The following is a 17196-nucleotide window of genomic DNA, read 5'->3' on the forward strand; positions in this document are numbered from 1 at the left end:
ACGGGAGATGGCGGACGCCGGAAACTTCGGCGGTAGCGTGCCTGAATAATACAAGCATAACACTGTACTGTCATTTGCCGCAGTCTGGCTGGTGGTTTCTTTTACCTGTTAATTCAGGAGGTTATTCATGTCAACAGGATTACGTTTCACACTGGAGGCGGACGGCCTGCCACCGGATGCGCTGGCCGTGGTGTCCTTTCGCCTGGAGCAGTCCCTTTCCTCGCTGTTCACCCTGGATATTTCGCTGGTCAGCCAGCAGCTTCTCAGCATTGACTTTTCTCAGGTACTGGAAAAAACGGCCCATCTTAAAATCTGGCAGGGCACGGAGATACAGCGCCGGGTGAACGGTATTGTGACCTGGTTTGAGCTGGGGGAAAACGACGGACACCAGATGCTGTACCGCATGGTGGTCCGGCCGCCGGTGTGGCGTGCCTCCCTGCGGCAGAACTCCCGCATATTTCAGAATGAGGACATTAAAAGCATTCTGGGGACGATACTGCAGGAAAACGGGGTGACGGACTGGAGTCCGCTGTTCAGCGAGGCGCATCCGGCGCGGGAGTTCTGCGTGCAGTACAGCGAAACGGATTATGACTTTCTGGCGCGGATGGCGGCGGAGGAAGGGGTGTTCTTCTACGAAGAGCACTCGCCTGACAGCGACGACCAGAGTCTGGTGCTGTGCGACACGGTGCGCTTTCTGCCGGAGGCGTTTGAAATTCCTTGGAACCCGAATACCCGGACCGAAGTGAGCACGCCGTGCATCAGCCAGTTCCGCCACAGCGCACAGATACGCCCCTCTTCCGTCATCGGCAAGGACTACACCTTTAAACGCCCCGGCTGGGCGGGTCGTTTTGAGCAACAGGGGCAGAACCTGGATTACCAGCGAACACAGTATGAAGTGTTTGATTATCCGGGTCGCTTCAAGGACGGCCACGGGCAGAACTTCGCCCGCTGGCAGGTGGAAGGATGGCGTAATAATGCCGAAGTGGCGCAGGGAAAAAGCCGCTCGCCGGCAATATGGCCGGGACGGCGTATTCAGCTGACAAAACACCCGCAGGCGGGCCTGAACCGTGAATGGCAGGTGGTGAGCAGTGATTTGCAGGGGAAGCAGCCGCAGGCGGTGGCGGGGCGTTCAGGTTCAGGGACCACCCTTGAGAATGATTTTACGGTGATACCGGCGGACAGGACGTGGCGGCCCCGGCCGATGGAAAAACCGTCAGTGGACGGCCCGCAGTCAGCCACCGTCACCGGTCCGGAAGGAGAGGAAATCTTCTGCGACGAACATGGACGGGTGCGGGTGAAGTTTAACTGGGACCGGTATAACCCGGCGAACCAGGACAGCTCGTGCTGGATACGGGTGGTACAGGCGTGGGCGGGACCGGGGTTCGGCAACCTGGCGATACCGCGCGTGGGGCAGGAGGTGATAGTGGACTTTCTGAACGGGGACCCGGACCAGCCGATAATCATGGGGCGGACATACCACCAGGAAAACCGTTCGCCGGGCAACCTGCCCGGGACCAAAACGCAGATGACCATCCGCTCAAAAACCTATAAAGGCAGCGGGTTCAATGAACTAACATTCGATGATGCGACAGGGAAGGAGCGGGTATATATCCACGCACAGAAGAACATGAATACCGAGGTACTGCATAACCGCACCACTGATGTGACGAATAACCATGCTGAAACCATCGGTAATAACCAGGTGATCGCTGTCACCAATAATCAAATCCAGACCATCGGCGTCAACCAGGTGGAGAAAGTGGGCAGTAACCAGGTGATCAAGGTGGGGGCAAATCAGGTGGAAACGGTGGGGATCCTTCGCGCTCTGAATGTTGGCGTGATGTACCAGACCACGGTTGGTGCCGTTATGAATACTTCAGTGGCCATGATGCAGTCCTCGCAGGTGGGGCTGCATAAATCACTGATGGTGGGGATGGATTATAGCGTGAATGTGGGGAACAAAGTCACCTTCTCTGTGGGGAAAACAAGATCGGACAATGCCGGGAAGACAGCAATTTATTCTGCCGGTGAACATCTGGAACTTCGTTGTGGTAAAGCCCGGCTGGTAATGACGAAGGACGGAAAAATTTACCTTAACGGAACAAAAATTGATCTGGAAGGCGAGGAAAGCGTCAATGGTGATGCGCTGATGATCAACTGGAACTGTGGTGCAACAGGAACTGTACCTGATGCGCCGAAGGAAGATACGCCGGAGCCGAAGATGCCGGATATGCGGCAATTCTGAGTCAGATGCAACCAGTCCCATAACCACGCAAATAAAAAGCAATAAATGATGTTAAGGAGCAGATCATGGTCGGAAAACCAGCAGCGCGTCAGGGAGATATGACCCAGAAAGGCGGCCCGATAGTCCAGGGTTCGGCAGGGGTACTGATAGGTGCGCCGACAGGCGTGGCGTGTTCGGTGTGTCCGGGCGGAATGACCTCTGGCAATCCGGTAAACCCGCTGCTAGGGGCGAAGGTACTGCCCGGTGAGACGGATTTCGCGCTGCCCGGCCCGCTGCCGTTCATACTTTCCCGCGTCTACAGCAGCTACCGGACTAGAACGCCTGCGCCGTCGGGGCTGTTCGGTCCCGGCTGGAAGATGGCTGCCGATATGCGCTTACAGATTTGTGACCGTGAACTGATACTGAACGACAGCGGAGGGCGAAGCGTTCACTTGGAACCGCTGTCGCCGGGTGAGTCGGCATATAGCCGCAGCGAGTCGTTCTGGCTGGCGCGGTGCGGGGTGCTGACGCCGGACAAGAGTAACCCGCTGTATGGCCTCTGGCAGACCCTGCCAGAAAATATCCGGTTAAGCCCGCATATATACCTGGCGACAAACAGTCTGCAGGGGCCGTGGTGGATACTGGGGTGGGCGGAGCGGGTGCCGGGGCCGGATGAGATACTGCCCGCTCCGCTGCCGCCGTACCGTGTGCTGACGGGGCTGGCGGACAGTTACGGACGGACGCTGGCGTATCACCGTGCTGCAGAAGGTGAATTTACCGGGAGCGTCACTGATGTGACGGACGGGGCGGGACGGCGTTTTCACCTGGTGCTGACCACGCAGGCGCAGCGGGCGGAGGCGGCTTACGTCACAGCAGCCACCTCCAGCAGTGTCCGGCCTGCATCTGTTCCTTTTCCGGAGATGCCGCCCGCCACGGAGTACGGAACGGACAGCGGTATCCGCCTCTCCCAGGTGTGGCTGACATATGAGCCGGAGACGGCAGGATCAGGGGAAGAGCAGAAGCCGGTGATGCTGTCTCGCTATGAGTACACGCCACGCGGGGAGCTTGCCGGCGTGTACGACCGTGGCGGGGTTCGGGTACGCAGCTTCCTCTATGACGCGGACCACCCGGGGCGGATGACGAGCCACCAGTATGCGGGCAGGCCGCAGATGCGCTACCGCTATGATGAGGCGGGGCGGGTGGAAGAGCAGGTAAACCCGGAGGGATTAAGCTACCGCTATGCGTATGAGAAAAACTGCGTCACCATCACGGACAGCCTGGGACGGCGGGAGGAGCTGTACACGGAGGGTGAAGGCGGCCTGAAACGGGTGGTGATGAAGGCGTCAGCTGACGGGAGCGTGACACGTAGCGAGTACGACGCGGCGGGCAGGCTGAAGGCGCAGACGGATGCGGCGGGGCGAAGGACGGAGTACAGCCTGCACATGGCGTCGGGGGCGGTGATGGCGGTGGCGGGACCGGACGGTAGGACGGTGCGCTATGGCTATAACAGCCAGCGGCAGTTAACGTCCACGACATACCCGGACGGGCTGCGGAGCACGCGGGAGTATGATGAGCGCGGCAGGCTGACGGCGGAGACGACGCGGACGGGTGAGACGACGCGGTACAGTTATGACGGGTCGGACAGTGAGCTGCCGACGGGGATACAGGACGCCACCGGCAGCAGTAAGTCACTGGTCTGGAGCCGTTACGGCCAGATGGTGGTGTTCACGGACTGTTCGGGGTATGAGACGCGGTATGAGTATGACCGGTTCGGGCAGATAACGGCGGTACACCGTGAGGAAGGGCAGAGCCAGTACCGCCGTTATAACCGGCGGGGGCAGTTAACTGCAGTGAGTGACAGCCTGGGCCGTGAAACTCGCTATGACTATAACGACGCGGGCGACCTTATTGCAGTGACCGGCCCGGACGGGAGCCGGACGGAAACGCAGTACGACGGGTGGGGAAAGGCGGTCAGCACCACGCAGGGCGGGCTGACGCGGCGGATGGAATACGATGCTGCTGGCCGGGTGACGCGGCTGACGAACGAGAACGGGAGCCACAGCGACTTCACGTGGGATGTGCTGGACCGGCTGACACGGCAGACGGGCTTTGACGGCCGGGTGCAGCGGTATGGTTATGACGTGACAGGGCAGCTTGTCCGCAGTGAGGATGAGGACCTGGTGACGCACTGGCACTACGATGCGTCAGACCGGCTGACGCACCGCACCATCAACGGTGAGGTGGCTGAATGCTGGCAGTATGACGACCACGGGTGGCTGACGGAGTTGAGTCACCTCAGTGAAGGGCAGCGGGTGGCGGTGCATTACGGCTATGATGACAAAGGCCGCCTCATCAGTGAGCGGCAGACGGTAACGGACCCGCAGACGGGAATACTGTTGTGGGAGCATGAGACGCAACAGGCATACAGTGAGCAGGGGCTGGTGAACCGGTTCAGGCCGGATGGTCTGCCGCCGGTAGAGTGGCTGACGTACGGGAGCGGTTACCTGGCGGGTATGAAGCTGGGGGACATGCCGCTGCTGGAGTACACGCGGGACAGGCTGCACCGTGAGGTACAGCGGCGGTTCGGTTCAGGCACGAACGCTTACGAACAGAGCAGTACGTATACACTCAGCGGCCAGCTTCAGAGTCAGCACCTGAACCACCCGCAGCTTAGCCGGGAGTACGGTTACGATGCGGGCGGGAGACTGGTGCGTATCAGCGGGCCGCAGCAGACGAGGGAGTACCGTTACAGCGACAGCGGGCGGCTGAGCGCCGTCCACACCAGCGCCACGCATCTGGATATCACCCTCCCCTATGTCACGGACCCGGCGGGGAACCGGCTGCCGGACCCGGAGCGTTACCCTGAGAGCAGCAGCAGGGTATGGGCGGATAACCGCATCACGGAGGATGCGCAGTACCAGTACGGCTATGACAAATACGGCAGGCTGACGGAGAAGACGGACCGCATCCCGGAGGGGGTTATCCGGATGAACGATGACCGAACACACCGGTACGAATATGACAGCCAGCACCGGCTGGTCCACTATGTGCGCACTCAGCACGGGGAGACGCAGGCGGAGGGGCGGTATGTGTATGACCCGCTGGGCCGCCGTGTGGGTAAGCGGGTGTGGAAGCGGGAACGGGTCCACTGGAGCGACACGCGGATGGAACTGTCGGCCAGGCCGTATGAGACATGGTACGGCTGGGAAGGGGATCGGCTGACAACCATCCAGACGACGCAGAGCCGCGTCCAGACTGTTTATGCGCCGGGGAGCTTCACGCCGCTGGTGCGCATCGAGACCGGGAGTGCAGAACAGAAGAAGGCACAGCCCCGGAGCCTGGCGGAGAAGCTGGAGCAGGAGGGGAGTGAGGACGGCCAGGCGGTGCAGCTTCCGGCGGTGCTGAGGGTGATGCTGGACAGGCTGGAAGGCGAGCTGAGGCGCCACGCGGTGAGTGAAGAGAGCCGGGCGTGGCTGGCGGGATGCGGACTGACGGTGGAGCAGATGGCGGGACAGCTGGAGCCACACGATGAGCCGGAGAGGAAAGTGCATCTTTACCACTGCGACCAGCGTGGACTGCCGCTGGCGCTGGTCAGCCCGGACAACCAGGTGGCGTGGCGCGGGGAGTATGATGAATGGGGAAACCTGTCGGGTGAGGAGAATCCGGAACAGCTGGCACAGCTGATACGGCTGCCGGGACAACAGTATGATGAGGAGTCCGGGCTGTATTACAACCGGCACCGTTACTACAATCCGGGGCAGGGGCGGTATATCACCCAGGATCCGATTGGGTTAGAGGGGGGCTGGAACCTATATAGTTATGTATTTAATAATCCAATAAAATTTATTGACCCCAGGGGACTGGATATTTGGTTAGAGGGCGCGGCACCAGGTGAACCAGACCTCCATCAAAGTGTAAATGTTGGTGATCCAAATGGATTTTATGATTCATATAGTTATGGGATGAGTGACTTCCCGCGCGGTGAGGTTTATAAGGATACATCACATGGAGGGGTAATAGTCGATTATAAAAAAACAAATACTGAGCAAGATAAAATCTTCAAGGAGATGATGGATAAGAAAATTGGTGAGGGAAGCTACTATGGTTATGATGATATTTGTCGTAGCTGGAGCCAGCGTCAGTTCAAATCGGCTCCTGGTCAATCTGCTACTCCACCAGAAAGAAAAGGGGCTATTACTACAATGGGTGTAGGGGCATCCTTATCAAGGGGAAGCAGTACTACAACAAACAGTGGAACATCACAGTGAAAATTTTATTTTTTAGTATAGGATTGATTTTATCCATCATTGCCTTAATAGTGATTAACGTAACTGCTATTAATAATAATGTGTATCATAAATTATTCATTATCGCAATAATATGTGTTGTAATATCAATTATTATAACTCTGTCATTATATTCAAGTGGCGGATGGTTGCGTTATTGCTCATTTGCATTTTTAATTATTGGTGTATATGTTATTTATAACATAACTTATCGTTATTTTTTTAACAATTAGAATAATGAAGATGACCTGTCCGGTTTACGTAAGCGTCCGGCGAATTCGTATTGCGACATCAGTTCAGAACGCTGTCCTTCTCTCAGCCGGAGTGATTCTCTGGGTAAGGCAGCAGTTCGCGTGACCGGGCGTCGGGCTACTGTGGCAGGCGGGTCGATACCATTCAGCCACGCCGTCGCCAGCAGACTCATAATGGCCCTCCGCGCGATGACCGGCTTCACGCGCGAGGGGCTGAGTGAGTCTCTGGAGCCGTTAGCGGAAGTGAACAGGAAAATTCATCTGTACCACTGCGACCAGCGTGGACTGTCGCTGGCGCTGGTCAGCCCGGACAACCAGGTGGCGTGGCGCGGGGAGTATGATGAATGGGGAAACCTGTCGGGTGAGGAGAATCCGGAACAGCTGGCACAGCTGATACGGCTGCCGGGACAACAGTATGATGAAGAGTCCGGGCTGTATTATAACCGGCACCGTTACTATAATCCGGAGCAGGGGCGCTACATCACGCAGGATCCGATAGGGCTGGATGGTGGTTTAAACCCGTACCAGTATCCGTTGAATCCGGTTACAGAGGTAGATCCGCTGGGGTTATGGGCTTTTGTTATTCCGGCCATAATTGAAGGAATTAACTGGTTATTCTGGGGGAGCGCAGTCGCGGGCGGTGCGGTGTTGGCTACCTCAGGGGATTCAGAAAAGTCTAAAAATAAAACTGAGAGCTTAACGAATTGTCCAACAATGCCACCCAATGATCCTTGTGATAAAAAACTTGATAAAGGATTATTACGGAAAGCAGGGATTGAGAAAATGGAACACTCAATTAAAATCGAGTCAGTTGGACGAAATAATATATCAAAATTTGATTTATGTGGTTGTAATAATGGGAAAATAGTAATAAAAGAGCATGGGTGTAAAGGTAAGTCTATAGTTGATGAAACAGAATATACGTGGAAATAAAATATATGATCAACTTTATTATAGGTTTAAGTGGTATAGATCCTAAAACAGGTCAGGAAATCTGGCTGGCAAAAACTGAGAAAAAAAATGAAACTGAATACAGTATGGATTATTTAAGTGTTCTAATTGATAAGGTTTTAAATGAAGCTGCTAAATTTGGAGGAGAGAAGGGTCTTGAGGGTTTGAGGAATTATCACGTCCAATTATTAGTTGGTATATCTTCTGATGCAGAAGATAATGTTAGACCCAGTTTTCAGTTAAGTCCAAGAATTATCAGTCGTCTTTGTGCGGCAGGAGCTTCTTTTGATTTCGATCCGTATGTATAGCGGATAAATCTAATAGTTTAGTATAAACACCGGAAAATGGATTATAAAGCTGCCGGACGCAGCTTTATGTCAACGATGACGAATAGGGGAATGTGCAGCGGAAGGATAACCCAGAGAATGTGGCGCAGTTAATCCGCCTGCCGGGACAGTAGTATGATGAGAGAACGGGGCTGCACTATAACCGACACCGGTATTGCGATCCGGTACAGGGGCGTTATATAACTCAGGATCCCATTGGGCTGAAAGGGGGGCTAAACCCTTACCAATATCCGTTGAATCCAATTCAATATACAGATCCATTAGGCCTGTGTGCGGAAGATCTTTGTATCGTTGAGATTGGCATAGATCTGTCTTTTCTTTGGGGAGAAGCATCCGCTTATTATTATTCGCAACAATCGGCGCAACAGACAGAGACTGATCAATATGGACGTAAAGTTAATCCTGAAGCGGATGTATTAACTAGTGAACACAAATCAGGATTAAATCCTGGTGGAAATTGTACACCTCAAGATCTTAGCGACTTACAAAATGAGAAAAATAGGTTATGCAATCAATCCAGAGCGTGCTCTCCTCAAATGTCGAAGAATGAATTATTAAGGCGGTATGAAATAAATCTTGCGTGTGCTTCGGTTAGAAAGCAAATTAATAATCAATGCTTTGGTGATGGGGGTAAAGCTCTATGGAAGAAGAAAATAAAGCATATAAAACGGCTGCTGATTGTAGTGGGATAATGAAATGAAAAAAATAAATTATCTTGATAAAAAAGATGTGTATGATGAGCTTATGCTGAACTTCCCTGTTCAGTTTCCCCCTCTTCTTTCAGATGATATGAAAGGACTGGATGATTCAGAGTTAGTGTACACATTCTTTTCAGGAAACCAATGGAATGAGTTGGCAGATAATTTATTATTAAATGATAATTCTTATGCTCTGGAATTAGGGATCCTATTTCTTCCGGAAAAAGTATTTTGCTATTATATTCCTTTATATATTTATGCCTCTTTGTTTAATAAGAATGAGTTTTGGGTTTTTGAGTCAGATTTTATTCAGCAATATCTATGCCCAGAATATCGAGATCATGATGATTTTTTGAATTTTATTCTTGATTTTTCTGATTCTCAGTTATTTATTATTGCACAATTTATGTCTTTCGAATCAAAAAATCTTGCATTGCCTTATGTGAACAAAGCATGCGTAGATTTTTGGGATGATTATTTATAGTATAAGGTCGGGCAGGTGACGCAACTGACGAATGAAAACGGCAGCCACAGTGAGTTTACCTGGGATGTGATGGACCGACTGACGCAGCAGATGGGCTTTGACGGCAGAACGCAGCGTTATGGCTACAGCCTCAGCGGGCAGCTTATCCGCAGCGAGGATGAAAGCCTGGTCACGCTCTGGTATTACGATGAAGCCGACCGCCTGACGCACCGCACAGTGTATGATGAAGAGGCCGAACGCTGGCAGTACAACGAACGGGGCTAGCTGACGGAAATCAGCCATCTCAGCGGCGGCCACCGTGTCGCTGTTCACTACGGCTACGATGATAAAGGCCGGATGGGCCGCGAGCGGCAGACCGTCCACGCCCCGCAGACGAATGAACTGCTGTGGGAGCACCTCACGCAGCACGATTATCAGAACGGACTGGCGAATAAAACCACGCCCGACCACCTTCCCCCGGTGGAGTGGCTGACTTACGGCAGCGGTTATCTGGCCGGGATGAAGCTCGGCGACACCCCGCTTATCGACCTCACCCGCGACCGCCTGCACCGGGAGACGCTGCGCAGCTTCGGGGCATATGAACGTGCCAGTGCGTACAACGCTGGCGGTCAACTACAGCGCCACACGCTGAATATGACGGAGCTGAACCGGGAATACACGTATAACGACGGCGGACAACTTGTCCGTATCAACGGGCCACTTCAACAGAGACAGTATCAGTATGACGACGCGGGGCGACTGGGCCAGGTACAGCTTACCCCTGGCAGGACAACCTGTAGTGGTCAAGTAACCCGGAGAACCTGCAGCAGCTCATCCGGCTGCCGGGGCAGCAGCATGACCGGGAGTCGGGGGTGTACTACAACCGGCACCGGTACTACAACCCGCGGCAGGGGCGCTATATCACCCAGGACCCGATAGGGCTGAAGGGTGGGTTAAATCTGTACTCATATGCACTTAATCCTGTAAGTTGGACTGATCCATTAGGTTTATGGGTGGGAATTGATGACATAGTATTCTCGGTTGGCGGTGCAATTGTTGGTTTAGCTGGGCAAGGGGTAAGTGATTTAATTTCAGGAGAATTAAGTGGATGGGAGGATTATACTGGTTCTGCCATTGGTTGGGCGGCAGGAGGAGAAGCTTTATTGTATACGGGGCCAATTGGTGCGGGTGCCGCCGCTGGAGCTGCAACCAATTTAAGTAAGCAGGGATTAAAATACTTATCCGGAAAACAGTGTGGGTTCGAATGGTCAAGTTTCGTAGGTGATACTGCTATTGGTGCTGCCACAGGATTCATTCCCGGAATAAAAATCCAGTGTGTTACTGCTGGTCGTGGAAGTTATAATTCTATTTTTAAACAAATGACAACTAAAGCATCGAATGGAACTATTTCGTCAATGAAGCCCCAGACTGCCGCAAAAATGTTTGTGGGAAGAGCTGTTGACACATCACTGGTTCTTGGGGCAGCAGTGGGCGCAGTAGGAGGCGTGGCTGAATCAGCTGCATTGGAAAAATTAGACAGCTTAACCTGTGAACCATGTAGGTGCCAATAATATGAATATATCAGCCGGACGCTCAACTTATATTATATGGTTCAGTATATTAAGTATTCCTGTTTTAATTATTTTTGTAGCTATGCTGGTTAGAGGATTTGTTCTCAGTGTTGTTCCCGTGTTCTGTTGCTGGGGAATGATGCTATTTTTTTTTGTCTTTTTTTGGATATCAAGATTTAACCTAAAGATAGACGGCAAGTATATTTGTTACAGTAGCTTATTTTCTGGTGCAGATTGCATTCATTTTGCAGATATAGTTAGTGTAAAACATAGGGTTGGAATATACAAATATACTGACCGCTTCCTTCCTCCTGTACGACTCGAAATTAAAGGGAAAAGAAGGGGGGTATAGTAATTAATTTAAAAGTATTTAACAGTGAGGATGTTGAGTCTCTAATTAACTGGTTCGTAAATAGAGGATTTAGTAAGATATGAGCAGGCAATGGCTGGCGAGATGTGACCAACCAATGGCGATAGTCAGCATGGATGGCATGCTGACATAGAGTGCGGAATATGATTAATGGGGAAATCTGCCGGGCGAGGATGCTCGAAACATCTGATATGGCTGTCGGGGCAGCAGTTCGACGGGGAATCGGGGCAGTATTACAACCGGCATCGCTACTATAATCCGGGACAGGGAATTGATCCCCTGGGGTTGGATGCTATACAAATTAACTACGATTATTACCCAGCTAATACCGGAATGGGATTCAATTTGCCTCTCGGTCATGGTGCGGTTGCTACTGTTGATCCTAAAACAGGAAAAACTCAGTATTATGAATTTGGTCGCTACACAGACAAAGAGTGCGGGAATGTAAGACGGAGGCCTGTTCCAGACTTAAGTATGGGTAAAGATGGACAACCAACCAAAGAGTCACTAGTTGCACTGTATAAATTCACCTCAGAAGAATATGGACATGGTTCGACCGTAACGCCAACGTATTATTCTGATACTAATTACAACAATGCGAATAAATATGCCGAAGATTTTAGTAAAAAACACGACTGTTATAGCCTGATAGGGAATAATTGCACGGCATTTGCGCATGATGCTGCAATAGTGGGTGAAAAATAATTCCGTAGGGGACTATGTGATGGAGAGAATAAAACAATTGCCGCTATTTCTGAGTTTCTTAACATGCTGGATATCAGTGGTGAAATAATAACCACGACGCAATGAGATGTCAGAAAACATTGCAGAGAAGATACGCAGGCAGGATGATGACTGTTTATTATTTACTAAAATATAATCAGTGTAGATTGCAAAAAGCGGTTGAGGAAAAATTTCCGTTAAAAGAAATAAATAATCCAAAGTATGACAGTTATACCACAACCGAAAAGGGATGTGGAAGAGAAGAAACCCGGCTTCATATAATTAGCGATATTCCTGATGAACTGATTGATTTTACTTTTGAATAAAAGAATTTGAGAAGAATGTGTATGGCAGTATCTTTTCGTTCAGAATCGGGAGATTTAAAGAAAGAATCAGAAATGTAGGTGAGATACTATATAAGCTCCGCAGATTTAACAGCTGAGAAGTTTGCGGTAGCGATAACAAATCACTGGCATATAGAAATGAAATTGCACTAGTGTCTCGATGTAGCGATGCGGGAGCATGATTGCAGAATAAGAAGAGGCAACGCAGCAGAATTATTGTCAGGGATAAGACATGTAGCCATAAGTATCCTTGCCGAGAACAAGGGGTTTAAGGCTGGGTTGATGAGAAAGATGAGAAGAGTTGCGAGGGAGAGAGAATACCTCGCGTCAGTCCTTGCGGGGGGCGGGGTTTCGTCATCTTGCCCTGTCGAGTTCGGTGACCGCCTGAGCGATCACCTTTAATACAGTGGCAGTTACACAGAATTACTGACAGGCTTGATTACTGGTAACGGTTCACCAGGTCTCTTACCATTGACGCATAGGTTCTTTGCCTGAGCTGCGAAATCTGCTGTTCAGTTGTTGTCTCTGCCGTATCCTTTGTCCCCGCCAGCGGCGGTAACACTTTATCCTCATAATTGACTGGCGACCAGGTGGCCCATTCGCCTGTTGCCACATCCACCAGCGTGAAACGTACCAGATAACGTAGCGAAATACCGTCGGTCAGTATTTCATTTTTATAATCTGACCAGACCGTATTTTTTGTTACAGGGTCATATTTGCCGGACTGCAACGTATCCTGATAAACGACAATGGCCTTCTGATGTCCTTTCGCTCCGACGTAGCGTAATGCCTGCATCCAGTTCATGTTTTCGGCAGCTGCAACGTCCTGGCCTTCATCGTTCTTTTTATCTTTACTACAGGTCACAGCCTTTTGCCTGTCCGGAATACCGGAGAACGTTGCAACAGTATAATACCGGCTCATTTCCTGTTGCATGATGGCTTCCGGGGCACGACTACCGGACTGTACCAGAATGATGGATGCATTCCGGGGCACCCGGAATGCATCCTCTTCCAGTGCTGCCTGGATATCTTCTTCCGATATAGCCAGTGTGGTTTCATCGCCGAAAATGTCTTTATCCGTAAGATGCGCAGAAACGTTTTTATTAGTGACGCTGTTCACTTTTCCGGACGCGCCTGTTTTTTTCGCATCAATTGGAGAGTGTGGTGTGCAACCAGTCAGCAGGAATATTGCCATGCATAAAAATAGAGCCGATCCGAAATTCATTATTGCGTCCTCTGTGGCATAAGATGCTTCCCTGAAATATTTTATCTGAAAACTCAGGCTAAATTATACACTTGTTATGGGGGTCTAAAAAGCGGATTTGTTCCTGTTTAAATATTCATTGGGAAAATATTTAAAAGGTTTTCTATATTATATAAATATAATTTCTCATTTTATGGTTCAGTGCTTATTATATGTCTGATCGATAATGTTCCGGGAATTAGTGCTACTGGATTCTGGAATGGTATTAAGGAAGATGATATAGGTATGCTGTTATTAGAGGTGGCCATCATTCCACTGTAATTGAATGGAGCAATGGGTTTGGCAGAGGGCGTAAAATAGCGACGCTAAAGCCTGGGCTGGCATTCGTAGGTGGGACCGTGCGCGTCATTCGGTCCTCTGTTTTGTGTTGAGGTGTGGATATCACTTCAAATCAAATAGCCAAAATTACTGTACAACTTTGACCAGAGATCAACCGGCCCCTCAGAAAGCAAAAAACCAGCCCTAAGGCTGGTTTTTCTAAATAGTGGTGCCCGGACTCGGAATCGAACCAAGGACACGGGGATTTTCAATCCCCTGCTCTACCGACTGAGCTATCCGGGCAACGGGGCGCATTAAACCCGATCTGCCCTCTGCCGTCAACGAAAAATGTTGTTTTCGTTACAGACTGCGCAATCTCTCACCATTTCGCCGCATCCTTAAGCGAAAAAGTGCGTCCAGAGCGCGGAGAGCGGCATGGCGAGCAGCAATGCGGGCAGCATGTTCACCACGGCAAACATCTTGATTCCGCAGATACGCAACCCTGTCGCCAGCAGCAGCAGGCCGCCAACCGCGGTGAAGTCTGCCATCATCGCAGGCGTAGTCAGGGGCAGGATCAGCGTGGCGCAGGTGGCAAGCGCCAGCTGGATCAGCAGCATCGGCACGCAAATCGCGGCAACGGCAATGCCGAGCGTGGTGGCAAAAATAGTGGCCGTAAAGAAATCAAGAAACGCCTTCGCAATCAATATGCTTGGGTCACCCGTCATCCCTTCCTGCATGGAACCGAAAATCCCGGTGCCGCTGGCGCAAAACAGAATGATGATGGCGACATAGTTTTGAATAAACGACTCGTGGGTGCCGTGTTTCGCCTTGCCCGGGCGGGCAATCAGGTTTTTGGCTTTGCTCACCGCACTGTTAATGCCTTTTTCCAGGTAGCAAAATTCACCGATGAGCGCGCCGAGCAGGGTCGCAAGTACCATGACGGGCAGGTTGGCGCTTTTGATCACCAGAAGGATGCCGATGCCTAACGAGGCCAGGCCAAATATGGAGGGCATAGAGGTGCGAATACGCTCTGGTAACCGCTGGCTTAACACTGCGCCGAGTACGCCGCCTAACAATACGGCACCGGCGTTGATAAAGGGTCCAATTACCACCATAAACTCCTGTTACTTAATCATTGGTATTGCATGATTATGACACGACAACGCTGTATTACGCTTAGCTTTGCAAGGCGAAGTGCATACTGATTCCTTCTTGCGCGTAAAAATAAAAGGTGACATTATTGCGCGAATTTTCTCCTCCCTGTCTCACCGCCCGGTGAGGGTAACCGCGCCTATGAAAACCATGAAAATTGCCGTCAGCCGCGAGCTGGTTTCTACTGTGTCTACTCACCGGGAAATGGTGACGCTGGATAACACTGATTTTACCGATGTGGCGGCAGTCGTCATTACGGTCGCTGAAAGCTGTAGCGGCATCCTTGCGCTGCTGAAGCGTACGGGCTTTCAGCTTCCGGTATTTATGTTCTCGCAGGAGCCGACGAATGTTCCTGAAGGTGTCACTGCTGTAATAGCAGGAAAAGCGCAGGAGTTCCTGGAACTGGAGTCTGCCGCATGCCGCTACGAAGAGAATCTTCTGCCGCCCTTTTTCGACACCCTGAGTCAGTATGTGGAGATGGGCAACAGCACCTTCGCCTGTCCGGGCCACCAGCACGGCGCCTTTTTCAAAAAACATCCGGCAGGGCGGCAGTTCTATGATTTCTTTGGTGAGAACGTATTCCGCGCCGACATGTGCAATGCCGATGTGAAGCTGGGCGATCTGCTGATCCACGAAGGTTCCGCCAAGCACGCACAAAAATTCGCGGCAAAAGTGTTCAACGCGGACAAAACCTACTTCGTGCTGAACGGCACGTCGGCGGCCAACAAGGTAGTGACCAACGCGCTGCTCACCCGTGGCGATCTGGTGCTGTTCGACCGTAACAACCATAAATCTAACCACCACGGGGCGCTGATCCAGGCGGGCGCCACGCCGATTTACCTTGAGGCCGCACGTAACCCGTTTGGCTTTATTGGCGGGATTGACGACCACTGTTTTGACGATGCGTATCTGCGGAATCTGATCCGCGAGGCGGCCCCGGAGAAAGCCGACGAGGCGCGTCCGTTCCGCCTGGCGATCATTCAGCTTGGCACCTACGACGGGACGATCTACAACGCCCGTCAGGTGATCGACAAGATCGGCCACCTTTGCGACTACATCCTCTTTGATTCTGCCTGGGTGGGCTACGAGCAGTTTATCCCGATGATGGCGGAAACGTCCCCGCTGTTGCTGGAACTGAACGAGAACGATCCGGGGATTTTCGTGACCCAGTCGGTGCATAAGCAGCAGGCCGGGTTCTCACAAACGTCGCAGATCCATAAAAAGGATAACCACATTCGCGGTCAGGCACGTTTCTGCCCGCACAAGCGGCTGAACAATGCCTTTATGCTGCATGCCTCAACCAGCCCGTTTTATCCGCTGTTCGCGGCGCTGGACGTGAACGCCAAGATCCACGAAGGTGAAAGCGGTCGCAGGCTGTGGGCGGAGTGCGTCGAGCTGGGCATTGAAGCGCGTAAGGCAATCATTGCCAACTGCCATATGATCAAACCCTTTATCCCACCGGTGGTGGCGGGGCGGCCGTGGCAGGATCATCCGACGCACGCCATTGCCAGCGAGCGTCGCTTCTTCAGCTTTGAGCCGGGCGCGAACTGGCACGGGTTTGACGGCTACGCCCGCGAGCAGTATTTTGTTGACCCGTGCAAGCTGCTGCTGACCACGCCGGGTATCGATGCGGAAACCGGTAACTACACCGCGTTTGGTATCCCGGCGACGATTCTGGCGCACTACCTGCGCGAAAACGGCATCGTGCCGGAGAAGTGCGATCTCAACTCGATCCTGTTCCTGCTGACGCCTGCCGAGAGCAGCGAGAAGCTGGCGCAGCTGGTGGCGATGCTGGGCCAGTTTGAACAGCATATTGAAGACGATACGCCGCTGGCGGACGTGCTGCCGACCATCTATCAGAAATATCCCGTTCGCTACCGTGATTACACGATCCGCCAGCTGTGCCAGGAGATGCACGATCTCTACGTCAGCTTTGACGTGAAGGATTTGCAGAAGGCGATGTTCCGCCGGGAAAGCTTCCCCGACGTCGTGGTGAATCCGCAGGATGCCAACCAGGAGTACATTCGCGGGAACGTGGAGCTGGTGCGTATTCGTGACGCCGAAGGGCGCATTGCCGCTGAGGGCGCGCTGCCGTATCCGCCTGGCGTGCTTTGCGTGGTGCCGGGTGAAGTCTGGGGCGGGGCGGTCCAGCGTTACTTCCTGGCGCTGGAGGAGGGGATCAACCTGCTGCCGGGCTTCTCGCCGGAACTGCAGGGCGTTTACAGCGAGAAGGATACGAACGGGATTAAGCGGCTGTATGGGTATGTATTAAAGTAGACCCCCTCACCCTAACC

9 protein-coding genes, 1 tRNA gene and 6 pseudogenes are annotated in these 17196 nt (G+C 52.1%); 13 read left to right on the top strand and 3 right to left on the bottom strand.

Features of this window, described 5'->3' with window-relative positions:
- Positions 1-127 precede the first annotated feature (127 nt).
- From KK102_RS13645 to KK102_RS22240, 12 genes and pseudogenes are all read left to right on the top strand, one after another.
- Complete coding sequence (locus tag KK102_RS13645; protein ID WP_216357809.1) at positions 128-2245, top strand: type VI secretion system Vgr family protein; 2118 nt, start codon at positions 128-130, stop codon at positions 2243-2245.
- 65 nt (positions 2246-2310) lie between these two features.
- Positions 2311-6096: pseudogene (locus KK102_RS13650) on the top strand (RHS element core protein); the annotation flags it as partial.
- Between the two features lie 851 nt (positions 6097-6947).
- A pseudogene (locus KK102_RS13655) lies at positions 6948-7694 on the top strand (RHS repeat-associated core domain-containing protein); the annotation flags it as partial.
- Between the two features lie 5 nt (positions 7695-7699).
- A complete protein-coding gene (locus KK102_RS13660; RefSeq protein ID WP_216357810.1) occupies positions 7700-8020 on the top strand; it encodes a hypothetical protein in 321 nt (106 codons plus the stop codon).
- Positions 8021-8136: 116 nt separating this feature from the next.
- Positions 8137-8328 (top strand): annotated as a pseudogene (locus KK102_RS22230) (RHS repeat-associated core domain-containing protein); the annotation flags it as partial.
- Between the two features lie 39 nt (positions 8329-8367).
- On the top strand, positions 8368-8751 hold the full coding sequence (locus tag KK102_RS22235) for a hypothetical protein (RefSeq protein WP_244992584.1): 384 nt from the start codon (positions 8368-8370) through the stop codon (positions 8749-8751).
- A gap of 4 nt (positions 8752-8755) precedes the next feature.
- On the top strand, positions 8756-9241 hold the full coding sequence (locus KK102_RS13670) for a hypothetical protein (protein ID WP_216357811.1): 486 nt from the start codon (positions 8756-8758) through the stop codon (positions 9239-9241).
- Between the two features lie 9 nt (positions 9242-9250).
- Positions 9251-10000, top strand: a pseudogene (locus KK102_RS22315) (type IV secretion protein Rhs); the annotation flags it as partial.
- 92 nt (positions 10001-10092) lie between these two features.
- A pseudogene (locus KK102_RS22410) lies at positions 10093-10170 on the top strand (RHS repeat-associated core domain-containing protein); the annotation flags it as partial.
- 63 nt (positions 10171-10233) lie between these two features.
- Positions 10234-10791 carry a hypothetical protein gene (locus KK102_RS22320; protein ID WP_338070880.1) on the top strand — a complete coding sequence of 186 codons (558 nt, stop codon included), beginning with the start codon at positions 10234-10236 and terminating at the stop codon, positions 10789-10791.
- Positions 10792-11311: 520 nt separating this feature from the next.
- Positions 11312-11866, top strand: a complete 555-nt coding sequence (locus KK102_RS13680; protein ID WP_216357812.1) for a hypothetical protein — start codon at positions 11312-11314, stop codon at positions 11864-11866.
- An 18-nt stretch (positions 11867-11884) separates the two neighbouring features.
- Positions 11885-12630 (top strand): annotated as a pseudogene (locus tag KK102_RS22240) (ISAs1 family transposase); the annotation flags it as partial.
- Between the two features lie 37 nt (positions 12631-12667).
- Here KK102_RS22240 and KK102_RS13690 read toward each other — a convergent pair.
- The 3 genes from KK102_RS13690 to KK102_RS13700 all read right to left on the bottom strand — a co-directional run bounded on the left by KK102_RS13690 (position 12668) and on the right by KK102_RS13700 (position 14862).
- Positions 12668-13453, bottom strand: coding sequence for a lipoprotein YafT (locus tag KK102_RS13690; protein WP_216357814.1), 786 nt, complete (start codon positions 13451-13453; stop codon positions 12668-12670).
- A gap of 524 nt (positions 13454-13977) precedes the next feature.
- Positions 13978-14053 (bottom strand) — tRNA-Phe (locus KK102_RS13695).
- Positions 14054-14148: 95 nt separating this feature from the next.
- Positions 14149-14862, bottom strand: coding sequence for a DUF554 domain-containing protein (locus KK102_RS13700; protein ID WP_126545033.1), 714 nt, complete (start codon positions 14860-14862; stop codon positions 14149-14151).
- A gap of 181 nt (positions 14863-15043) precedes the next feature.
- Here KK102_RS13700 and KK102_RS13705 point away from each other — a divergent pair, with 181 nt between their 5' ends.
- Positions 15044-17179, top strand: a complete 2136-nt coding sequence (locus KK102_RS13705) for an ornithine decarboxylase (RefSeq protein WP_216357815.1) — start codon at positions 15044-15046, stop codon at positions 17177-17179.
- Positions 17180-17196 lie beyond the last annotated feature (17 nt).

The sequence above is a fragment of the Enterobacter quasimori genome (assembly GCF_018597345.1).
Classification (GTDB): Bacteria; Pseudomonadota; Gammaproteobacteria; order Enterobacterales; family Enterobacteriaceae; genus Enterobacter; species Enterobacter mori.

Bases quoted from the DNA above. Each gene is read 5' to 3' on its own strand.
- KK102_RS13645 (WP_216357809.1), top strand. From the start codon at position 128: ATGTCAACAGGATTACGTTTCACACTGGAGGCGGACGGCCTGCCACCG.
- KK102_RS13660 (WP_216357810.1), top strand. From the start codon at position 7,700: ATGATCAACTTTATTATAGGTTTAAGTGGTATAGATCCTAAAACAGGT.
- KK102_RS13670 (WP_216357811.1), top strand. From the start codon at position 8,756: ATGAAAAAAATAAATTATCTTGATAAAAAAGATGTGTATGATGAGCTT.
- KK102_RS13680 (WP_216357812.1), top strand. From the start codon at position 11,312: ATGGGGAAATCTGCCGGGCGAGGATGCTCGAAACATCTGATATGGCTG.
- KK102_RS13690 (WP_216357814.1), bottom strand. From the start codon at position 13,453: ATGAATTTCGGATCGGCTCTATTTTTATGCATGGCAATATTCCTGCTG.
- KK102_RS13705 (WP_216357815.1), top strand. From the start codon at position 15,044: ATGAAAACCATGAAAATTGCCGTCAGCCGCGAGCTGGTTTCTACTGTG.